General features: G+C 42.3%; 13 protein-coding genes. 11 read left to right on the plus strand and 2 right to left on the minus strand.

The window, feature by feature from the left end; all coding sequences use genetic code 11:
- The first annotated feature begins 62 nt into the window (after nucleotides 1-62).
- Nucleotides 63-3,728, plus strand: coding sequence for a phosphoribosylformylglycinamidine synthase (gene purL, locus ACFSTG_RS14305; protein WP_380754572.1), 3,666 nt, complete (start codon nucleotides 63-65; stop codon nucleotides 3,726-3,728).
- A gap of 60 nt (nucleotides 3,729-3,788) precedes the next feature.
- On the opposite strand, the gene ACFSTG_RS14310 is transcribed toward purL, so the two are convergent.
- The gene (locus tag ACFSTG_RS14310; RefSeq protein WP_380754574.1) at nucleotides 3,789-5,375 is read right to left on the minus strand and encodes a hypothetical protein; all 1,587 of its coding nucleotides are present in this window, start codon (nucleotides 5,373-5,375) and stop codon (nucleotides 3,789-3,791) included.
- A 402-nt stretch (nucleotides 5,376-5,777) separates the two neighbouring features.
- On the opposite strand from ACFSTG_RS14310, the gene ACFSTG_RS14315 reads away from it, so the two are divergent.
- From ACFSTG_RS14315 to ACFSTG_RS14330, 4 genes are all read left to right on the plus strand, one after another.
- Entirely contained in the window at nucleotides 5,778-7,553 is a 1,776-nt protein-coding gene (locus ACFSTG_RS14315; protein ID WP_380754577.1) for an AMP-dependent synthetase/ligase, read from the plus strand.
- A gap of 124 nt (nucleotides 7,554-7,677) precedes the next feature.
- Nucleotides 7,678-8,760 (plus strand): SGNH/GDSL hydrolase family protein, encoded by a 1,083-nt coding sequence (locus tag ACFSTG_RS14320; RefSeq protein ID WP_380754580.1) that lies wholly within the window; start codon nucleotides 7,678-7,680, stop codon nucleotides 8,758-8,760.
- A 3-nt stretch (nucleotides 8,761-8,763) separates the two neighbouring features.
- Nucleotides 8,764-9,759, plus strand: coding sequence for an L-glyceraldehyde 3-phosphate reductase (gene mgrA / locus ACFSTG_RS14325; RefSeq protein WP_380754583.1), 996 nt, complete (start codon nucleotides 8,764-8,766; stop codon nucleotides 9,757-9,759).
- Nucleotides 9,760-9,763: 4 nt separating this feature from the next.
- Nucleotides 9,764-10,660: an SMP-30/gluconolactonase/LRE family protein gene (locus tag ACFSTG_RS14330; RefSeq protein ID WP_380754586.1), complete on the plus strand. Its 897-nt coding sequence runs from the start codon at nucleotides 9,764-9,766 to the stop codon at nucleotides 10,658-10,660.
- Between the two features lie 8 nt (nucleotides 10,661-10,668).
- Here the strand turns inward: ACFSTG_RS14330 and ACFSTG_RS14335 are convergent, their stop codons facing one another.
- Nucleotides 10,669-11,640 carry a type I phosphomannose isomerase catalytic subunit gene (locus ACFSTG_RS14335; protein ID WP_380754589.1) on the minus strand — a complete coding sequence of 324 codons (972 nt, stop codon included), beginning with the start codon at nucleotides 11,638-11,640 and terminating at the stop codon, nucleotides 10,669-10,671.
- 157 nt (nucleotides 11,641-11,797) lie between these two features.
- On the opposite strand from ACFSTG_RS14335, the gene ACFSTG_RS14340 reads away from it, so the two are divergent.
- The 6 genes from ACFSTG_RS14340 (at nucleotide 11,798) to ACFSTG_RS14365 (ending at nucleotide 19,157) form a co-directional block, all read left to right on the plus strand.
- Nucleotides 11,798-12,550 carry a carboxypeptidase-like regulatory domain-containing protein gene (locus ACFSTG_RS14340; RefSeq protein ID WP_380754592.1) on the plus strand — a complete coding sequence of 251 codons (753 nt, stop codon included), beginning with the start codon at nucleotides 11,798-11,800 and terminating at the stop codon, nucleotides 12,548-12,550.
- Nucleotides 12,551-12,708: 158 nt separating this feature from the next.
- Nucleotides 12,709-13,146 (plus strand): MarR family winged helix-turn-helix transcriptional regulator, encoded by a 438-nt coding sequence (locus ACFSTG_RS14345; protein WP_380754595.1) that lies wholly within the window; start codon nucleotides 12,709-12,711, stop codon nucleotides 13,144-13,146.
- A 45-nt stretch (nucleotides 13,147-13,191) separates the two neighbouring features.
- The gene (locus tag ACFSTG_RS14350; RefSeq protein ID WP_380754598.1) at nucleotides 13,192-15,597 is read left to right on the plus strand and encodes a 3-hydroxyacyl-CoA dehydrogenase/enoyl-CoA hydratase family protein; all 2,406 of its coding nucleotides are present in this window, start codon (nucleotides 13,192-13,194) and stop codon (nucleotides 15,595-15,597) included.
- Nucleotides 15,598-15,662: 65 nt separating this feature from the next.
- Nucleotides 15,663-16,016: a four helix bundle protein gene (locus ACFSTG_RS14355; RefSeq protein WP_380754601.1), complete on the plus strand. Its 354-nt coding sequence runs from the start codon at nucleotides 15,663-15,665 to the stop codon at nucleotides 16,014-16,016.
- A gap of 41 nt (nucleotides 16,017-16,057) precedes the next feature.
- Complete coding sequence (locus ACFSTG_RS14360) at nucleotides 16,058-17,248, plus strand: acetyl-CoA C-acyltransferase (RefSeq protein WP_380754604.1); 1,191 nt, start codon at nucleotides 16,058-16,060, stop codon at nucleotides 17,246-17,248.
- Between the two features lie 94 nt (nucleotides 17,249-17,342).
- On the plus strand, nucleotides 17,343-19,157 hold the full coding sequence (locus tag ACFSTG_RS14365) for an acyl-CoA dehydrogenase family protein (protein ID WP_380754607.1): 1,815 nt from the start codon (nucleotides 17,343-17,345) through the stop codon (nucleotides 19,155-19,157).
- The last annotated feature ends 3 nt before the right edge of the window (nucleotides 19,158-19,160 follow it).

Genomic DNA, 19,160 nt, shown 5'->3' on the forward strand with positions numbered 1-19,160 from the left:
CATTCAAATGTTTTAAAAAATGTAAATTTGCTTCCTTACAACAACACACTAAACCTCACAGAATGATCCTGTTCTTCGGAAACAAACCCAATAAGGTATATGCGGTTGATACGCATAAGGACCTTTCGGCTGAAAACATAGTCAAATTAAACTGGCTTTTTGGAAATGCACAATATTTAGAAAAATCTGCCATGGCAGATTTTTTTGTTGGGCCTCGTGCGGCCATGGTCACCCCATGGAGTACCAATGCGGTTGAGATAACCCAAAATATGGGAATTGACGGGATTCGTCGTATTGAGGAGTTCATTGAGGTAGATTCACGTTATTCAGACTATGACCCCATGCTCTCCCAGAAGTACGACGGACTGGATCAAAAGATCTTCACCATTGACATTGAGCCTGAAGCTGTGATGTATGTGGATGACATTGCTGCATATAATGAGAAAGAAGGACTTGCCTTGAATTCAGAAGAAATAGAATATCTTGAAAAACTGGCAGAGAGAATTGGCAGAAAACTTACAGATTCTGAGGTTTTCGGATTTTCCCAGGTCAACTCAGAGCACTGCCGCCATAAGATCTTTAACGGCACCTTTGTGATCGATGGGAAAGAAAAACCTTCTTCCCTTTTTAAACTTATCAGGAAAACTTCGGAAGAAAATCCTAACGAGATCGTATCTGCCTATAAAGATAATGTGGCCTTCATAAAAGGTCCCCGGGTAGAGCAGTTTGCCCCGAAGACTGCAGATAAACCCGACTATTACAGAAAAGTTGATTTTGACTCGGTCATTTCCCTGAAAGCCGAAACCCACAATTTCCCAACGACCGTAGAACCATTTAACGGTGCTGCTACCGGAAGCGGAGGAGAGATAAGGGACAGGCTGGCCGGTGGAAAAGGTTCCTTACCGCTTGCAGGTACGGCCGTTTACATGACCTCTTACTCCCGTCTCGAAGAAAACCGGAACTGGGAAAACGCTTTTTCAGAAAGGCCATGGCTATACCAAACGCCCATGGACATCTTGATCAAGGCTTCCAACGGAGCCTCAGATTTCGGGAACAAGTTTGGACAGCCGCTAATAGCCGGTTCTGTCCTCACTTTTGAACACCAGGAAAACAGTCGGGGACTGGGATATGACAAAGTGATCATGATGGCAGGAGGAATTGGCTATGGCAAAGCCGACCAGGCCATAAAAGGTCACCCGAAAAAAGGGGACCAGATCGTGGTTCTGGGTGGTGAGAATTACCGCATAGGAATGGGCGGAGCTGCCGTTTCTTCAGCAGACACAGGAGAATTCAGCAGTGGAATAGAACTTAATGCCATACAACGTTCCAACCCCGAAATGCAAAAACGTGCCGCGAATACCATTCGCGCCATGGTGGAAGCAGATGAAAATCCAATAGTCTCTATTCACGATCACGGGGCAGGCGGACATTTGAATTGCCTTAGCGAACTGGTTGAAGAAACCGGAGGAAACATTGACCTGGATAAATTACCGGTGGGAGATCCTACCCTATCAGCAAAAGAGATCATTGGAAATGAGTCTCAGGAAAGAATGGGACTTATCATTTCTGAAAAGGATCTGGGGCAAATGCAAAAGATCGCCGAAAGGGAACGTACTCCTCTTTATGCCGTGGGACAGGTTACTGAAGATCATCAATTCACATTTGAGAGTAAAAAGACCGGTATTAAACCTATGGACCTGGCGTTGGCTGATATGTTTGGCAGTTCTCCAAAGATGATAATGAAGGACAAAACTGTAGACCGGAAATATTCAGAAATAGAATATTACATCGAGAACCTTCATAAGTACCTCGACCAGGTGCTGCAACTGGAAGCGGTAGGTTCCAAAGACTGGCTAACAAACAAAGTGGACCGCTGTGTGACCGGAAAGGTGGCTAAACAACAAACTGCAGGTCCCCTGCAATTGCCATTGAACAACTGCGGCGTAATGGCTCTTGATTATAAAGGAAAAGAAGGGGTGGCGACCTCAATTGGTCACTCCCCTGTTTCTGCCCTAATCGATCCCGTAGCGGGATCAAGGAATTCAATTGCCGAAGCACTCACCAATATTGTATGGGCCCCTCTCGAAAAGGGGTTGAAATCTGTTTCCTTATCTGCGAACTGGATGTGGCCCTGTAACAATGAGGGTGAAGACGCAAGATTATATGAAGCCGTGCAGGGGGTGTCAGATTTTGCCATTTCCCTGGGAATAAATGTCCCTACCGGAAAAGATTCTTTATCCATGAAGCAGCGTTATGAAGACGGCAACGTGCTGGCGCCGGGTACGGTGATCATTTCGGCAGCAGGACACTGTGAGGATATCAAAAAAGTGGTTGAACCTGTGTTGCATAAAGAAGGGGGTGATATCTATTATCTTAACTTTTCCCAGGATAGTTTTAAACTGGGAGGTTCTTCCTTCGCTCAGATCCTGAACAAGGTGGGAACCCAGGCACCCACCGTTACAGATGATAAAAAGTTCTCCACGGCATTTAATGCTATCCAGGACCTTATAAGAAAAGACCTTATCCTTGCGGGGCACGATGTGGCTTCGGGCGGTTTGATCACTACCCTTCTGGAAATGTGTTTTGCAGATATAGATCTTGCCGCAAACCTTGATCTTTCAGAACTTGGGGAAGAAGACAATGTAAAATTGCTATTTGCAGAAAACTGCGGAATTGTATTTCAGGCAAAGGATTCTTCGGTAGAAGAAATTTTAAAAGAGCAGCAGGTTGAATTCTTTAAGATAGGAAGAGCTTCCGAAGGAAAGATCCTGAAAATAAAGAATGGAGGGCAAACGCTGCAGTTCAATATTCCGCAACTGCGTGATACCTGGTCCCGTACCTCTTTCCTGCTTGATCAAAGACAAAGCGGGGCAGACAATGCAGCCGAACGTTATAAGAACTATGCGAACCAGCCTCTTCATTTCAGGTTCCCTGAGAATTTCAGTGGAAAATTCCCCGAAGTCGATGCGGCGAAACCTCGCATAAAGGCCGCAATCATCAGGGAAAAAGGATCAAATTCTGAACGGGAAATGGCATATGCCATGGATCTCGCAGGTTTTGACGTGAAAGATGTGCACATGACCGACCTTATTTCAGGTCGGGAAACCCTGGAAGATATAAGATTTATTGCTGCCGTGGGAGGATTCTCTAATTCAGATGTATTGGGAAGTGCCAAAGGCTGGGCAGGAGCCTTCCTCTATAACAAGAAAGCAAAGAACGCTCTTGATAATTTCTTCGCAAGAGAGGACACCATTTCCCTTGGAGTTTGCAATGGATGTCAACTATTTATGGAACTTGGGTTATTACATCCCAATCATGAGCAGAAACCAAAAATGCTGCACAATGAATCCCATAAATTCGAATGTACCTTCACTTCTATGGAAATCGCCGAGAACAATTCGGTGATGATGCATTCCCTTTCAGGTACCCGATTAGGGATCTGGGCGGCCCATGGGGAAGGAAAATTCAGTTTTCCTTATGAGTTAGAACGCTACAACATCATAGGGAAATATGGTTATGAAACCTATCCTTCTAACCCCAATGGCTCTCATTATAATGCAGCGATGATAGTAAGTGATGACGGCAGGCACCTGGCTATGATGCCGCACCTTGAGCGCTCCACTTTCCCATGGAACTGGGCAAGTTATCCAAAGAACAGAAAAGACGAAGTTTCACCATGGATAGAAGCCCTGGTAAATGCCAGAAAATGGCTGGAAAAGCACCAATAGAAACTGAAATAAAAAAGCTCCCGACCTTTAACATCGGGAGCTTTTGCTTATTTAGGTTCATTATTCCATTGCTATTGCCGTTAGGACTACGACTTCAACAAGTTCACCGTCTTCATACGCTTCTTCCATGATCAAACCGGTTCCCGGCGCATAATATTTTAGTTCATAAACATTGGGTTCAAAGGGATTCACGTCTCTTGTCACCAAAACGTTTTCAAATGTTCCCATATCGATGATCACTGTTTCGTCTAAAGCCACGACCTCGGCAAAATCTTCAGCTTCACCCTCGTAATATTCCTGATAATAGAACTGTCCTAAAGAAGGATCTCCGGGTAACCAATAGCCGGGAAGAGCACCATCTATTCCCGCCTCCCAGGAACCTTCAGTATCTAAAAAGTTTCCCATTTCATCATAATTCTTAGAAAGTTCCCCCATATACCATAGGTTTCCGGAATCATCCTGGGCAATCCAGTCATCTGTATCCTCAACAATGACTCCATCGACCCTCACTACATCTCGTTGGATCACTGTGGTTATCCCCATGACTTCTTTGGTCTCGGTTCTTCGCTCAATCATTATTTGCTCTACCGCTTCAGAACCCATCACACCATCTTCAACTTCAAAGACCTCATACTCATAGAATGCGTATGCAGATGGACCATAATAAGGATTGGTAATGTTTGTAGGGTTAGAGAAATTAGCGGGATCAAAATTTGGAAGTTCTGGCAATTCGCTCTCTTCACAACCAAATCTGAAATGGTGATAATCCACATCAGTATCACCGTCAAAATTTTGCATTACATCTTCCCTACTCAGGCTTCCTGAGAAGCTCATTTCCGGAGCATCATATACTCCTTCCCAGTCAAGTAAAGTGATAGTGTAATCCAGATATTCTTCATCGTCATCATATTCGGAGTAATCAGGGAGATGCAAGCATAATGGTTCAGCGTACCAGTCTCCATCTCCATTGGTTCCTGTAACATTGGTCGCCCCGGAAACAACCGGCTCTCCATCAATAGTAATATCAACTGAATAACGTGCAGGATAATGACGTCCATCTTCTCCACAGTAATTTGCAAAGAAGCAGTATTCAAAAGTCTCTGTCGTATCAAATTCAAAAAAGACGTAACCGTACTCGTTTACATCCCGATCATCATAACATAAAACCTCAACATCAACATATTTTTTCACCCCTGCACCCAGGCTGATATCGTATGGCAGGACTTTGTCAACAAATTCGGAAAGAATGCTTCCCTCCATTGGCGCAAGCCAGATAAGGTCTCCTGCGGCGTTGTAGACTGAAAAATACTCAAGGGAATAATTGCCGGGAACAAGTTCAAGTTCCTGGGTAAATAATTGCCCAATCACAAGGTCTACCCTAAAGGGGTCGCCGGCAGAACCAACTATTTCGAGTTCACCCTGCATAAGGATGATCTCAACATAGGCAGGGGAATCATCTGAACAAACCGGAATATCAGCAATTGATTGCCTATTAGTTGATTTGCTGGCCAGATCTTCTACTATGGCGCTAAAGGATATGGTAGCCTTATCAGTTTCAGAGTCAATTTTATTCTCTTCTTTACTACAGGAAGAAAATATAAGTGTTAGAATTGTCAATCCCATTAGATACACTTTCATTTTTTTCATAACTGGATGGTTTTAATTAATATTTATTGAATGGTTGATTACGTACACAAAAACTCCTTAGACAGAAAGAATTCCTGACTTTAGGAGTGCATATAAAAAGTGGAGGTTAGGTCGGTGATTTTTTGGACAACCCAATATAGGTCTTCCTGATAGAAATTTATATGGGTGAAAACCCTTGATTTTCAACAATATATACCCATATTTCTTTCATGTTTTATTAATCCTGCGGCTTAATAAAATTTTTTTAAACTTAAAAACTGCAATACTTAATCATGAGGAATTATTAGAAGAAAAGAATGGTATTAATAAATAAATAAGTAAAATTTTATTATTTTAAAAAATTCAATTTGAAATCGCTGTTCCTTTTCCTATTTTGCAGGGTTGATTTTAACAATATAGTAAATGACCGAAATTAAAAGACTATTCGATTTTCCATACTTCCAGCTTGAAAATGCCCCACTGGAAAAATCTTTGGTGACAAAACGCAATGGGAAATGGGAAGCCCTTTCTTCTCAGGAATATATTGACAAGGCAAATGCGGTTAGCCGGGGCCTTCTCAGACTGGGAATACAGCCCAATGACAAGGTAGCGGTAATATCTACTACCAACAGAACAGAATGGAACGTACTTGATATTGGCCTTTTACAAACGGGAGCACAAAATGTTCCCATCTATCCTACAGTATCTGAAGAAGATTATGAGTATGTGATCAACCACAGTGAATCTATTTACTGTTTTGTCTCAGATGCAGAGATTCTTGAGAAACTTAATAAAATTAAAGGCAATACCTCCTTAAAAGGAGTGTATTCTTTTGATGAGATCCCGGGATGTGATAATTGGAGTGAGATCCTGAAAATGGGAGAAGATAAGTCTAACCAGGATGAAGTAGAGGCTCGTAAAAAGGCAGTAGGAGAAGATGACCTGGCAACCCTTATTTACACTTCGGGTACTACCGGAAGGCCTAAAGGCGTAATGCTCTCCCATAAAAATATTGTTAGTGACGTATTGCTGAGCTCAGAACGTGTTCCTTTTGACTTCGGAACTTATGTTGCACTTAGCTTCCTGCCGGTTTGCCATATCTTCGAAAGGATGATTCTGTACCTTTATCAGTACTACAGTGTATCTATTCATTTTGCTGAATCCATTGAAAAGATTAGTGATAACCTGAAAGAAGTTAAACCCCATGTGATCTCTGCAGTTCCCCGTCTTCTGGAAAAGGTATATGACAAGATCATTGCAAAAGGATCTACCGTGGGCGGCATCAAACAAAAACTATTCTTCTGGGCAGTTGAACTTGGATTGGAGTATGAACCTTACGGTGCGAATGGTTGGTGGTATGAGACTAAACTTAACATTGCCAGAAAACTGATCTTTTCAAAATGGAAAGAAGGCCTTGGAGGAAATATCGAATTGATCGTTTCGGGAAGTGCTGCGCTGCAGCCCAGGCTTGCAAGGGTATTCGCGGCAGCAGGAATTCCCGTGATGGAAGGATACGGACTTACGGAAACTTCCCCGGTGATCTCGGTTAACGACCAGAGAAATCATGGCTTTAGGATTGGGACCGTAGGTAGGGTCCTTAAAGATGTTGAAGTCAAGATCGCTGAAGACGGAGAGATCCTCACCAAAGGACCTAACGTAATGAAAGGCTATTTCAAGGACCCGGAAAAGACCGCTGAAGTCATTAATGGCGATGGTTATTTCCATACAGGAGATATTGGGGAACTAGACAAGGATGGCTTCCTGAAGATCACTGATCGTAAAAAAGAGATGTTCAAAACATCGGGAGGAAAATATGTTGCGCCTCAGGTCATTGAAAATCAAATGAAACAGTCTCGTTTCATTGATGAGATCATGGTAATTGGGGAAGGAGAGAAAATGCCTGCTGCTTTTATTCAACCTAATTTTGAATTCCTTAGGGAATGGGCACACCGCAAGCATATTGAGGTTGGTGACACCAATGATGCGTTGATCAATAATACAGAAGTCATCAACAGGATCCAGGAAGAAGTGGATTTTTACAACCAAAAATTCGGGAGCTGGGAGAAGATAAAGCGATTTGAGCTTACCCCCGACGTATGGAGTATCGAAGGAGATCACCTCACCCCAACAATGAAACTTAAAAGAAGGAACATCATCAAACTCTATCAAAACCTGTACGATGAGATCTATGAAAGATAGTTGAGAAAAGAATTCAATAAATGTCCGGTCAGGTTCCGGACATTTATCTTTTTAAAAATACCGTCATCAGTAAAAAAGGATTTGCAGGAAAACCGTAAATTAGGCTTATTCAAATCATGAATAAATGCGCCTCATATTTTTCTCCCTGTTTTCAGTTCTTTTCTTTAGCTGCCAGTCAGAACAACAACCTCAGAATCAATATTTCGAAGCAAAGCATAAGAGTTTCACCTACTCAGGGCGAACCTTGAACACGGCTGAGGGTGTGGAACTTATCACCTCTGCGGCTTCAGTCAAAGCGAATGTTTCCGGAGACACAGTGACTGTTTTTCTTAAAAGTAAGGACGAACAACATCATTATGTAGCGGTAGAATTGAATCAGGAATACAAGGGACGGTTCAGGGTCACAAAAGACACCCTGAAATTTGCCCTGCCACAGCCTGACACTCTCAATACCATAGCCATTTTCAAAGAAACGGAAGCTGCTAACGGACCACTCATTTTCAATGGAATGAGAGCTCAGAAGATCGAGAAGACCAGGGAAGAAAAGCGGGCAAAAATTGAATTTATTGGAGATTCAATTACCTGTGGAATGGGCGTCGATACCAGCCAGATAAATTGTGAGGAAGGCGAATGGTTTGACCAGCACAGTGCTTATATGTCCTATGGAACCAGGGTTGCCAGAGACCTGGACGTAGATTTTGAATTGAACTGTGTCTCGGGCATTGGTGTTTATAGAAATTGGAATAATGAAGATCAATCTGCAATGCCCAAGGTCTATCCTTATCTATACCTCAATGATGGACAAGGGAAGAGAGCCGAATTAAAAAAAGAAGATGCCCCTGACCTCGTTAGTATCGCCCTGGGAACCAATGATTTTTTTAAAGGAGATGAAGAAAGTGAACGTCAAAGCTTCGAGGCGGAAAAATTCAAAAAAAATTATATAGAATTTATAGAAACTATTTTCAAGACCTATCCCGATACAAAAATTGCCCTTCTATCCAGCCCAATGACCGGGAAGGAAGAAGGAAAGGAATTGACCAAAATTCTAAATGAGATCAAAGCAGAATTCGCAGATCAACCTGTTGAAGTTTTTGAATTTCAAAAAATGAACCTAAAAGGTTGCTCCGGCCATCCAGGTATAAAGGACCATCAAATAATGGCCAAACAACTTCTGCCTTTTTACCGCGAACTCCTCAATCTAAATTAAACTATGGAAACCTATACAGCGGCCGAAAACCGTTATGAAAAAATGAAATATCGCCGCTGCGGAAAAAGCGGAATTTTACTACCACTTTTATCGTTGGGGTTATGGCACAATTTCGGAGATACTGCCGACTTTTCAATCGCCCGGAAGATATTGCGCAAAGCATTTGACGGCGGAATAACCCATTTTGACCTTGCAAACAATTATGGTCCCCCCTATGGTTCTGCAGAACGTAATTTCGGCAAAATCTTTAAGGAAGACTTTAAAGATTACCGGGATGAACTTTTGATCTCCACAAAAGCTGGTTGGGATATGTGGCCGGGACCTTATGGAAATTTCGGTTCCCGAAAATACCTTATCGCTAGCCTGGACCAATCTCTGCAAAGAATGGGCCTGGATTATGTAGATATCTTTTACCATCACCGCCCAGATCCTGATACTCCATTGGAGGAAACCATGGGGGCACTTGACCAGATCGTGAGACAGGGAAAAGCCCTCTACGTGGGAATATCCCAGTATTCAGCAGAAGAAACGGCTAAAGCAGCCGGGATCTTAAAGGATCTTAAAACCCCATTTTTGATCCATCAACCCCGTTACAACATGCTTGACCGTTGGGTGGAAGACGGACTTCTTGATACTCTTGAAAAAGAAGGTCTGGGTAGTATTGCTTTTTCGCCCCTGGAGCAGGGAATACTTACAGGAAAATATCTAAACGGGATCCCTTCCAATTCCCGGGCTGCCATTGAAGGTGGCTATCTGGACAGGAACAAGATCACTCCCCACCTCGTGGAAAAGGTCAAAGCCCTGGATGAAGTTGCAAAGAGCCGAAACCAGACGCTGGCACAAATGGCAATAGCCTGGTTACTTAAGGATAAGCGAATTACTACAGTACTTATAGGGGTAAGCTCCGATTCACAGTTGCAGGAAAATATCGATTCTTTGGAAAATTTGGAGTTCAGTAAAAAACAACTGAACCAGATAGAAACCATTTTGAAAAACTAAGAAAATGAAATCTCTCCATAAGGTCGCTATATTACTAATCTCTGCAATGTTCACCAATTCCTGTAACTCAAAGGAAGAATTAATTGCCGAAGGTGCAAACCTCACTTTGGTAGCCGATGGTTTTAAATTTACGGAAGGTCCTGCCGCCGACGCAGAAGGTAATATCTACTTCACAGATCAACCAAATAACCGTATCATGAAATGGAATGTAGAAGATAAAGAGCTCTCAGTTTTCATGGAAGATGCAGGCCGCGCCAACGGACTCTTTTTTGACAAGAAAGGGAATCTCTTTGCCTGTGCAGATGCGAATTCGCAATTATGGAAGATTGACGAGGATAAAAATGTTAGCGTTGTCGTGGGAGAGTTTGAAGGAAAAAGAATGAATGGTCCTAACGACCTTTGGATCGCTCAAAACGGCGGAATTTATTTTACAGATCCCTATTATCAACGTCCTTATTGGGAGCACAGTAAGCAGCCTATTGAAAAAGAGCGGGTCTATTACTTATCTCCCGGGGAAAATGTGCCTGCCATAGCTGCGGAAGATCTTGTAAAACCAAACGGGATCATAGGTACTGCTGATGGGAAAATTCTATATGTCGCCGACATAGGTGACAATAAAACCTGGTCTTATACCATCGCCGAAGCCGGTAACCTTCATAACAAATCCCTGTTGACCGAACTGGGATCTGACGGGATGACCATAGACGAAAGAGGGAATATCTACTTAACAGGAAATGGAGTGACAGTTTTCGACCATACGGGAAAACAGTTACTGCACATTCCCGTGGAAAAGGAATGGACGGCAAATGTCACTTTTGGAGGAAAAGAGAATAAAACCTTATTCATCACTGCCATGGATGCCCTATACAGCCTTGAAATGAATGTGAAAGGACAGTATTAGAAGGACAGTTAACTCACATAGATTTCCAGCAGGTCTGCCGCCTCAGAAGAGATATTGACTTTCTTATTTTCAGCAGGGATAAGGAGGGTTTGTCCCATTGCAATACTTTCTGAATTCCCGTTTACAGATACCTCTGCCAAGCCCTTTACGCACATATAGATCACAAAAGAATCCAGGGAAGTATTATCCCGGGTTATAGTGCCCGCAACTGGAAGAAAGTTGGTGGTGAAATATTTACACTCCAATATCCTGGAGGCCTGGTTTAAATTCCGGGCAAAATCCAGTTTGAAATCGCTCTTTTGGTCAAATTTTATGGCATCAAGCGCCAGTTCTGTGTGCAGTTCCCGCGGAATTCCTTTTTCATCAACCCGGTCCCAGTCGTAGATTCGGTAGGTAACATCGGAAGTCTGTTGCACTTCGGCCAGTAAAACTCCGCCGCCAATAGCGTGCACCCTTCCGGGTTCTATGAAGAACGCGTCGCCTTCCTTTACTTCTTCAAAGTGGAGCAATTTTGTAATAGTTCCACTTTCCAGGTGCTCCAGGTATTCCTTTTTGGAAATCTTTCTACTGAAACCAATATTGATCCTGGCTCCTTCATCTGCCCGGAGGATATACCACATCTCAGTTTTTCCAGAGGAGTTATGCCGATTTCGGGCGATCTTGTCATCAGGGTGTAATTGAACAGAAAGATCGGTTTTCGCATCAATGAACTTGATGAGTAAGGGAAATTCAGAATCAAATTTTTGGTAAACCTTCTCCCCTACCAATTTGTCTTTGTATTTCAGCAAAAGGCCTTTTAAAGAACTTCCTTTTAAAAGCCCGTTTTCTACAACTGAGATATTATTTTCTACACCCGAGATCTCCCAGCTTTCACCTATGTTCTCATTTTCAGAGTTTTTGTGAAGCACCTTCCGTAATTTATTTCCTCCCCAGATCTTTTCTTTGAGGATTGGTTCAAAACGTAAAGGATAATTGAGCATTTTAAATTTTATTAGCGGTCAAAGATAAGAAATGTGTTTGGGTTTATTTTCTTCTCAGGCATGGATTAAGTTCAGGAAAAATAAAGGCTGAGGTCTCAAAAATATCATTTTGTCGCCTATAAATAAAAATATTATTTTAACCTCTCTAAATGCACTCATGAAATATCTTCTGTTTATCCTTTGTTCCTTATTTCTCCAGAACCTTCAGGCACAGGAACGCCTTCAGATGGAAGGAATGGTAAAAGCAAATAATTCACCTCTTGAAAATGTACATGTAAAGAATGTCTCCACTGGAAAGTTTTCTGTTTCAAACCATTCAGGTCAGTTCATATTGAAATTAAAGGCCGGAGATACTTTGGTACTGTCTCACGTAGGCATGAATGACTTGATTAATTTTGTCGGAAAAAGGGATTTACAAGGTCCACTGATCTTTAATATGACCGAAAACACAAGTGAATTGCGGGAAGTAGTTGTAAATGAAACTTCAGAGATCAATGCGGTGTCGTTGGGCATCATTCCGAAGAAAATTGAGAAACTTTCCGTGAATGAAAGGAGGCTGAAAACGGCAGGGGATTTCAAACCAATTCACTTATTAGGACTTTTGGTAGGTTCACTCAAAATCGATCCAATTCTTAATGCCATAAATGGGAGGACGAAAAGATTGAAGAGAAACATCACTTTTGAGCAAAAGGAAAAACATATTTCTTTTCTTGAAAACCATTACTACATTTATATGCAGAAGAAAATGCATTTAACCGAACACGAAATAAGATTATTAATAAACCGTGTTATTGAAGAGGATCATCTTGGCGCTGTTATCGAAACCAATAATTCTTCACAAATAGAATTCTTCCTCGAAGATCAATGGATCAAGTTCAAGGATGATTTGGAATCTTCAGAAAATCTTTAAACAGAATAACCTTTAATCATAAAAATGCTGTTAAACTCCTCTCTTGTGAGGGGTTTTTTTATGAAAATCAAATAAATTTAAAAGGCTTCTGTCAAAGTTAAAAGAATTTCTATATTTGCTATGCGTGCATAATAAAATTTTCTTAACTTTGAGTTCCTATGAAAGAAAAAACCATTGACTATGTGCTTCGGGCCACCTGGATTTCAATCGCCAAAATGTACAATGAAGAGGCCAGTAAAGAAGGAAGTACAATGGCTACGGGTTTTGCTCTGTTGAGCATTGATCCGGAGAATGGCACCCCCTCCACCTCTCTTGGACCAAAAATGGGAATGGAAGCAACCAGTCTGTCCCGGACTTTAAAAACGATGGAAGAAAAAGGCCTTATCACCAGGAAAAAAAGTCCAACTGATGGTAGAAGTGTCCTTATCTATCTTACCGAATTTGGAAAGGAAATGAGAGATTACTCCAAAAAAGTAGTTCTCACTTTTGACGAGGCAGTAAAAAAAGAAATCCCTGAGGAGGACCTTCAAAAATTCCTTGAAGTAGCTTACAAGATAATGGACCTCATCGCTTCCAAAAAGATATATAAAGAATAGAAAGGAAGGAGGATTTCCTTCTCTCATCAAAATAAGATCAATAATATGAAACGAAGAATCAATAAAGTTGCAATAATCGGTTCCGGAATCATGGGAAGCGGTATTGCATGCCATTTTGCTAATATTGGAGTAGAGGTTTTACTCCTGGACATAGTGCCCAGAGAGTTGACCGAAAAGGAAAAGAAACAGGGCCTTAGCCTGCAGGATGACCAGGTAAGGAATCGTATTGTGAATACTGCCCTTCAGGATGCCTTAAAATCAAAACCTTCTCCCATATATCATAAAGATTTCGCGAAACGTATTACAACGGGAAATCTCGAAGATGATATTTCTAAAGTTTCAGAAGTTGACTGGATCATGGAAGTCGTTGTGGAACGACTGGATATCAAAAAACAGGTTTTTGACAACCTTGAAAAATACCGGAAAGAGGGAACCCTTATCACCTCCAATACTTCGGGTATCCCAATCCAGCAGATGAGTGAAGGTCGCAGTGAAGATTTTCAGAAGCATTTCTGCGGAACGCATTTTTTCAATCCTCCGCGATATTTGAGATTATTTGAGATCATTCCGGGACCAAAAACTTCTGAAGAGGTACTGGAATTTTTGAATGAATACGGGGAGAAATTCCTCGGAAAGAAATCTGTTGTTGCAAAAGACACTCCTGCTTTTATTGGAAACCGAATAGGGACTTTCAGTATTATGAGTCTTTTCCATATGGTTAAAGAACTAGACCTTACCATTGAAGAAGTAGATAAACTTACAGGACCTGTAATAGGAAGGCAGAAATCTGCCACTTTCAGAACCGTGGACCTGGTAGGTCTCGACACCCTCAACCACGTGGCCGAGGGCCTTCATAAAGGAGTTCCCAAGGATGAAGAACACGATTTGTTCGCAATGCCCGATTATATTGGGACAATGATAGAAAATGAATGGTTTGGCAGCAAAAGCGGACAAGGGTTTTATAAGAAAATAAAGAAAGATGACGGCTCCAGTGAGATTCAATCCCTCGACTTGCAAACCCTGGAGTACCGCCCTCAGAAAAAAGCAAATTTCGCTACTCTTGAACAAACCAAAACCGTAGATAAGGTGGAGGATCGTTTCAAGATCCTTGTGAACGGAACAGACAAGGCCGGAGAATTCTACAGAAAGAACTTTGCTGCCATTTTCGCATATTCCTCCAACCGTATACCGGAGATCACCGAAGAACTTTATAAGATCGATGATGCCATGAAAGCCGGCTACGGCTGGGAACATGGTCCTTTCCAGATATGGGATGCCATAGGTGTTGAAAAAGGGATAGAGATCATGAAAGCTGAAGGTAAAGAGCCTGCAGCCTGGGTAAAAGAGATGCTGGAGAAAGGCAATAAAAGTTTCTACACCGTCAAGGACGGCAACACGTGGTATTACGACATTCCTGCAAAAGAATACAAGAAGATCCCAGGGCAGGATGCTTTCATTATCCTCGACAACATCAGGGAATCTAAGAAAGTATTCAGTAACAGTGGAGTTGTGGTAGAAGATCTTGGCGACGGAATTCTGAATGTAGAGTTCCGCAGTAAAATGAACTCAATAGGAGGTGATGTCCTTGATGGACTCAACAAGGCAATCGACCTTGCTGAAAAAGAATACCAGGGACTGGTAGTTGCCAACACCGGAAAAAATTTCTCTGTGGGAGCCAATATTGGGATGATCTTTATGATGGCGGTTGAGCAGGAATATGACGAGCTGAACATGGCTGTAAAATATTTCCAGGACACCATGATGAGAATGCGCTATTCCTCTATTCCAACAGTCGCTGCGCCACACGCAATGACCTTAGGTGGTGGTTGTGAACTTTCCCTGCACGCAGATAAAGTTGTAGCTGCAGCCGAAACTTACATAGGACTGGTAGAGTTTGGAGTTGGGGTAATCCCCGGCGGAGGAGGTTCTAAAGAGATGACCGTCCGGGCATCTGATACATTCCAAAAAGATGATGTGGAGTTAAACCGTCTCCGCGAACATTTCCTCACCATTGGTATGGCGAAAGTTTCCACCTCAGCTTATGAGGCCTATGACCTAAACATTCTTCAAAAAGGAAAAGACATCGTGGTAGTAAATCCTGACCGTCAGCTGGCAATTGCCAAGCAACACGCGCTGCTCATGGCAGAAAATGGATATACCAAACCAATTATGAGAACCGATATAAAAGTACTGGGGAAACAAGCTCTGGGTGCTTTCTATGTAGGAACAGACCAAATGTTCGCCGGAAAATACATCAGTGAACACGACAAGAAGATCGCCAACAAACTAGCCTACGTAATGGCGGGAGGAGATCTGTCTGAAAACTCTTACGTGAGCGAACAATACCTCCTTGATTTAGAAAGGGAAGCATTTTTATCTCTTACAGGAGAAAAAAAGACACTGGAGAGATTGCAGCATATGTTGCAGAAGGGTAAACCATTGAGAAATTAGAATTGAGTAGTGAGTAGTGAGTATTGAGTATTGAGTATTGAGAAATAGTTTAAAACATTAGAGCGATGCATAAATTGGATGATCTGAAGATCTGGAATAAAGCAATGGATATTGCCGAGAAGACCTATTTACTATCTGCGCAATTTCCTTCCGAGGAAAGATTTGGCTTGACAAGTCAAATAAGACGCAGTGCAATTTCTGTTCCTTCCAATATTGCTGAAGGGGCAGGAAGATCTACAAATGGAGAATTCAGGAACTTTTTAAGCATCGCGAGTGGATCATCATATGAATTATTGACTCAGCTCATCCTCTCCCACAGGCTCAATCTAATTTCAGAAGAAAATGTACATCCTGTTATTTCAGAAGTAATAGAGGTGCAGAAAATGAATTATGCATTAATAAAATCGTTAGGAAAGTGAGTATTTCTCAATACTCAATACTAACATCTAAATACTAAAAGATGAAAACAGCTTACATCGTAAAAGGATACCGAACTGCAGTGGGAAAAGCGCCGCGGGGAGTATTCAGATTTAAAAGGCCAGATGAATTAGCGGCAGAAACCATCCAGTTTATGATGGATAAGCTGCCCGAATTTGATAAAAAACGAATTGATGACGTGATCGTGGGAAACGCGATGCCTGAAGCCGAGCAAGGGCTTAACGTGGGGCGTTTTATTTCCCTAATGGGTCTTAAAACCGAGGATGTTCCAGGAATGACCGTGAACCGCTACTGCGCATCAGGGTTAGAGACTATAGCCATCGCAACTTCCAAGATCCAAAGCGGTATGGCCAATTGTATTATCGCCGGAGGTGCAGAAAGTATGAGCTATATCCCTATGGGAGGTTATAAACCGGTACCCGATTATAAACTGGCAAAAGCCGGAAAAGAAGATTATTACTGGGGAATGGGATTAACTGCGGAAGCAGTGGCCAAAAAATACAATGTTTCCCGGGAAGACCAGGATGAATTTTCCTTTAACTCTCATCAGAAAGCATTAAAAGCTCAAAAAGAGGATCGTTTTCAGGATCAGATCGTGCCCATCACGGTAGATCAAACGTATGTTGATGAGAACGGCAAAAAACAGACAAAATCCTATACCGTCAATAAAGATGAAGGTCCGCGGGCAGATACCTCAAAAGAAGTATTGGCAAAACTGCGACCCGTATTTGCAGAAGGCGGAAGCGTAACAGCCGGAAATTCTTCACAGATGAGTGACGGAGCCGCTTTTGTGATGGTAATGAGCGAGGAAATGGTAAAAGAACTAAACCTGGAGCCCATCGCCAGACTGGTGAGTTATTCGGCAGTTGGAGTTGAGCCAAGGATCATGGGTATCGGACCGGTATATGCAATTCCGAAAGCCGTTAAACAGGCTGGGATCTCAATTAAAGATCTGGAGCTTATAGAACTCAATGAAGCGTTCGCTTCACAATCACTAGCGGTAATTCGGGAATTAGGTCTTGATATGGACCGGATGAATCCAAACGGCGGGGCAATTTCGATGGGACATCCACTGGGTTGTACCGGTGGGAAACTGACTGTTCAGTTACTGGATGAAATGAGAAAACGAAACCTGCAGAACAAATACGGTATGGTCACCATGTGCGTAGGAACAGGACAGGGAGCTGCGGGAGTTTTTGAATTTCTCTCTTAAGAGATTTGAGATTTGAGATAATAAAAAAGAATAAAAATCATGAGCTTGAGAAGATTCTAAAATCTAATATCTCAAGTCTAATATCTATATAACGATGAGCACACAAACAGATAGCAGCAAAAAAGACCTCCTTCGCGGGGGGCAATTCCTTGTTAAGGAAACAAAGGCAGAAGATGTCTTTACTCCCGAAGATTTTACGGAAGAGCAGAAAATGATGCGTGATTCGGTTAAGGAATTTGTAGATCGTGAGATCTGGCCTAAAAAAGAAGAGTTCGAAAAGAAAAATTACCAGCTAACCGAAGACCTGATGAAAAAGGCGGGTGAAATGGGCTTTTTGGGAGTTTCTGTTCCTGAGGAATATGAAGGTATGGGAATGGGATTTGTTACTACCATGTTGGTGGTTGATTACATTTCGGGGGCAACAGGATCTTTTTCCACCGCTTTTGGTGCCCACTCAGGTATCGGTACTTTACCAATAACCCTTTACGGAACCGAGGAACAGAAGAAAAAATATGTTCCCAAGCTGGCCACAGGAGAATGGTTTGGATCTTATGCCCTTACTGAACCGGGCGCCGGTAGTGATGCTAATTCAGGAAAGACCAAAGCCGTACTTTCTGAAGATGGCAAGTACTACAGCATCACCGGACAAAAAATGTGGATCTCCAACGCCGGTTTCTGTGACCTGATGATCGTCTTCGCCAGGATAGAAGATGACAAGAACATTACTGGTTTCATCGTGGAAAATGATCCCGATAACGGAATTTCTATGGGAGAAGAGGAAAAGAAACTTGGTATCCACTCCTCCTCTACCCGACAGGTATTTTTCAATGAAACAAAGGTTCCTGTGGAAAATATGCTTTCTGAAAGAGGAAACGGATTCAAGATCGCGATGAACGCCCTTAATGTGGGTCGCATCAAACTTGCCGGTGCCTGTCTGGATGCACAACGCAGGGTGATCACTTCTTCAGTGAATTACGCTAACGAAAGGGTGCAGTTTAAAACCCCGATCGCACAATTTGGAGCAATAAAATCAAAAATAGCCGAGATGGCTACTTCAGCTTACGTAGGGGAATCAGCTTCTTACCGTGCGGCTAAAGATATCGAAGACCGTATAAGCATTCGCCAGGAAGAAGGTGCTTCACACCAGGAAGCCGAGTTGAAAGGTGTTGAAGAATATGCAATAGAATGTTCGATCTTAAAAGTAGCCGCTTCTGAAGATCTTCAGAACTGTACAGATGAAGGGATCCAGATCTATGGAGGAATGGGATTCTCTGCAGATGCTCCTATGGAATCTGCGTGGAGGGATGCCCGCATCACCCGCATCTATGAAGGGACCAACGAGATCAACAGAATGCTTTGTGTGGGAATGTTGATCAAAAAAGCAATGAAAGGACACGTCGACCTTCTTGGACCGGCGACCAAAGTTGGAGAAGAACTTACCGGGATCCCCTCTTTTGATAAACCCGATTATTCTGAGCTTTTTGCTGAAGAAAAAGAGATCCTTGCTAACCTGAAAAAGGTATTCCTGATGGTTGCCGGTAGCGCCGTACAAAAATTTGGACCTCAACTGGAAGATCACCAACAGTTGTTACTGGCCTCTGCTGATATTCTTATTGAGATCTACATGGCAGAGTCAACTCTTCTAAGAACAGAAAAGAATGCCAAAAGATTTGGTGAAGAAGCTCAAAAACACCAGATAGCCATGTCTAAACTTTACCTGTACCATGCTGTTGATCTCATAAATACCAGCGCTAAAGAAGGAATTGTTTCTTTTGCTGAAGGTGACGAACAAAGGATGATGCTCATGGGATTAAAAAGGTTCACTAAATACCAGAATCAACCCAATGTCGTGGAATTGAGAAATACCATTGCAGAGAAAGTGATCAGTGAAAACCGTTACTGTTTCTAAAGT

Source organism: Salinimicrobium flavum (assembly GCF_042684505.1).
Taxonomy (GTDB): domain Bacteria; phylum Bacteroidota; class Bacteroidia; order Flavobacteriales; family Flavobacteriaceae; genus Salinimicrobium; species Salinimicrobium flavum.

Bases quoted from the DNA above. Each gene is read 5' to 3' on its own strand.
- purL (WP_380754572.1), top strand. From the start codon at position 63: ATGATCCTGTTCTTCGGAAACAAACCCAATAAGGTATATGCGGTTGAT.
- ACFSTG_RS14310 (WP_380754574.1), bottom strand. From the start codon at position 5,375: ATGAAAAAAATGAAAGTGTATCTAATGGGATTGACAATTCTAACACTT.
- ACFSTG_RS14315 (WP_380754577.1), top strand. From the start codon at position 5,778: ATGACCGAAATTAAAAGACTATTCGATTTTCCATACTTCCAGCTTGAA.
- ACFSTG_RS14320 (WP_380754580.1), top strand. From the start codon at position 7,678: ATGCGCCTCATATTTTTCTCCCTGTTTTCAGTTCTTTTCTTTAGCTGC.
- mgrA (WP_380754583.1), top strand. From the start codon at position 8,764: ATGGAAACCTATACAGCGGCCGAAAACCGTTATGAAAAAATGAAATAT.
- ACFSTG_RS14330 (WP_380754586.1), top strand. From the start codon at position 9,764: ATGAAATCTCTCCATAAGGTCGCTATATTACTAATCTCTGCAATGTTC.
- ACFSTG_RS14335 (WP_380754589.1), bottom strand. From the start codon at position 11,640: ATGCTCAATTATCCTTTACGTTTTGAACCAATCCTCAAAGAAAAGATC.
- ACFSTG_RS14340 (WP_380754592.1), top strand. From the start codon at position 11,798: ATGAAATATCTTCTGTTTATCCTTTGTTCCTTATTTCTCCAGAACCTT.
- ACFSTG_RS14345 (WP_380754595.1), top strand. From the start codon at position 12,709: ATGAAAGAAAAAACCATTGACTATGTGCTTCGGGCCACCTGGATTTCA.
- ACFSTG_RS14350 (WP_380754598.1), top strand. From the start codon at position 13,192: ATGAAACGAAGAATCAATAAAGTTGCAATAATCGGTTCCGGAATCATG.
- ACFSTG_RS14355 (WP_380754601.1), top strand. From the start codon at position 15,663: ATGCATAAATTGGATGATCTGAAGATCTGGAATAAAGCAATGGATATT.
- ACFSTG_RS14360 (WP_380754604.1), top strand. From the start codon at position 16,058: ATGAAAACAGCTTACATCGTAAAAGGATACCGAACTGCAGTGGGAAAA.
- ACFSTG_RS14365 (WP_380754607.1), top strand. From the start codon at position 17,343: ATGAGCACACAAACAGATAGCAGCAAAAAAGACCTCCTTCGCGGGGGG.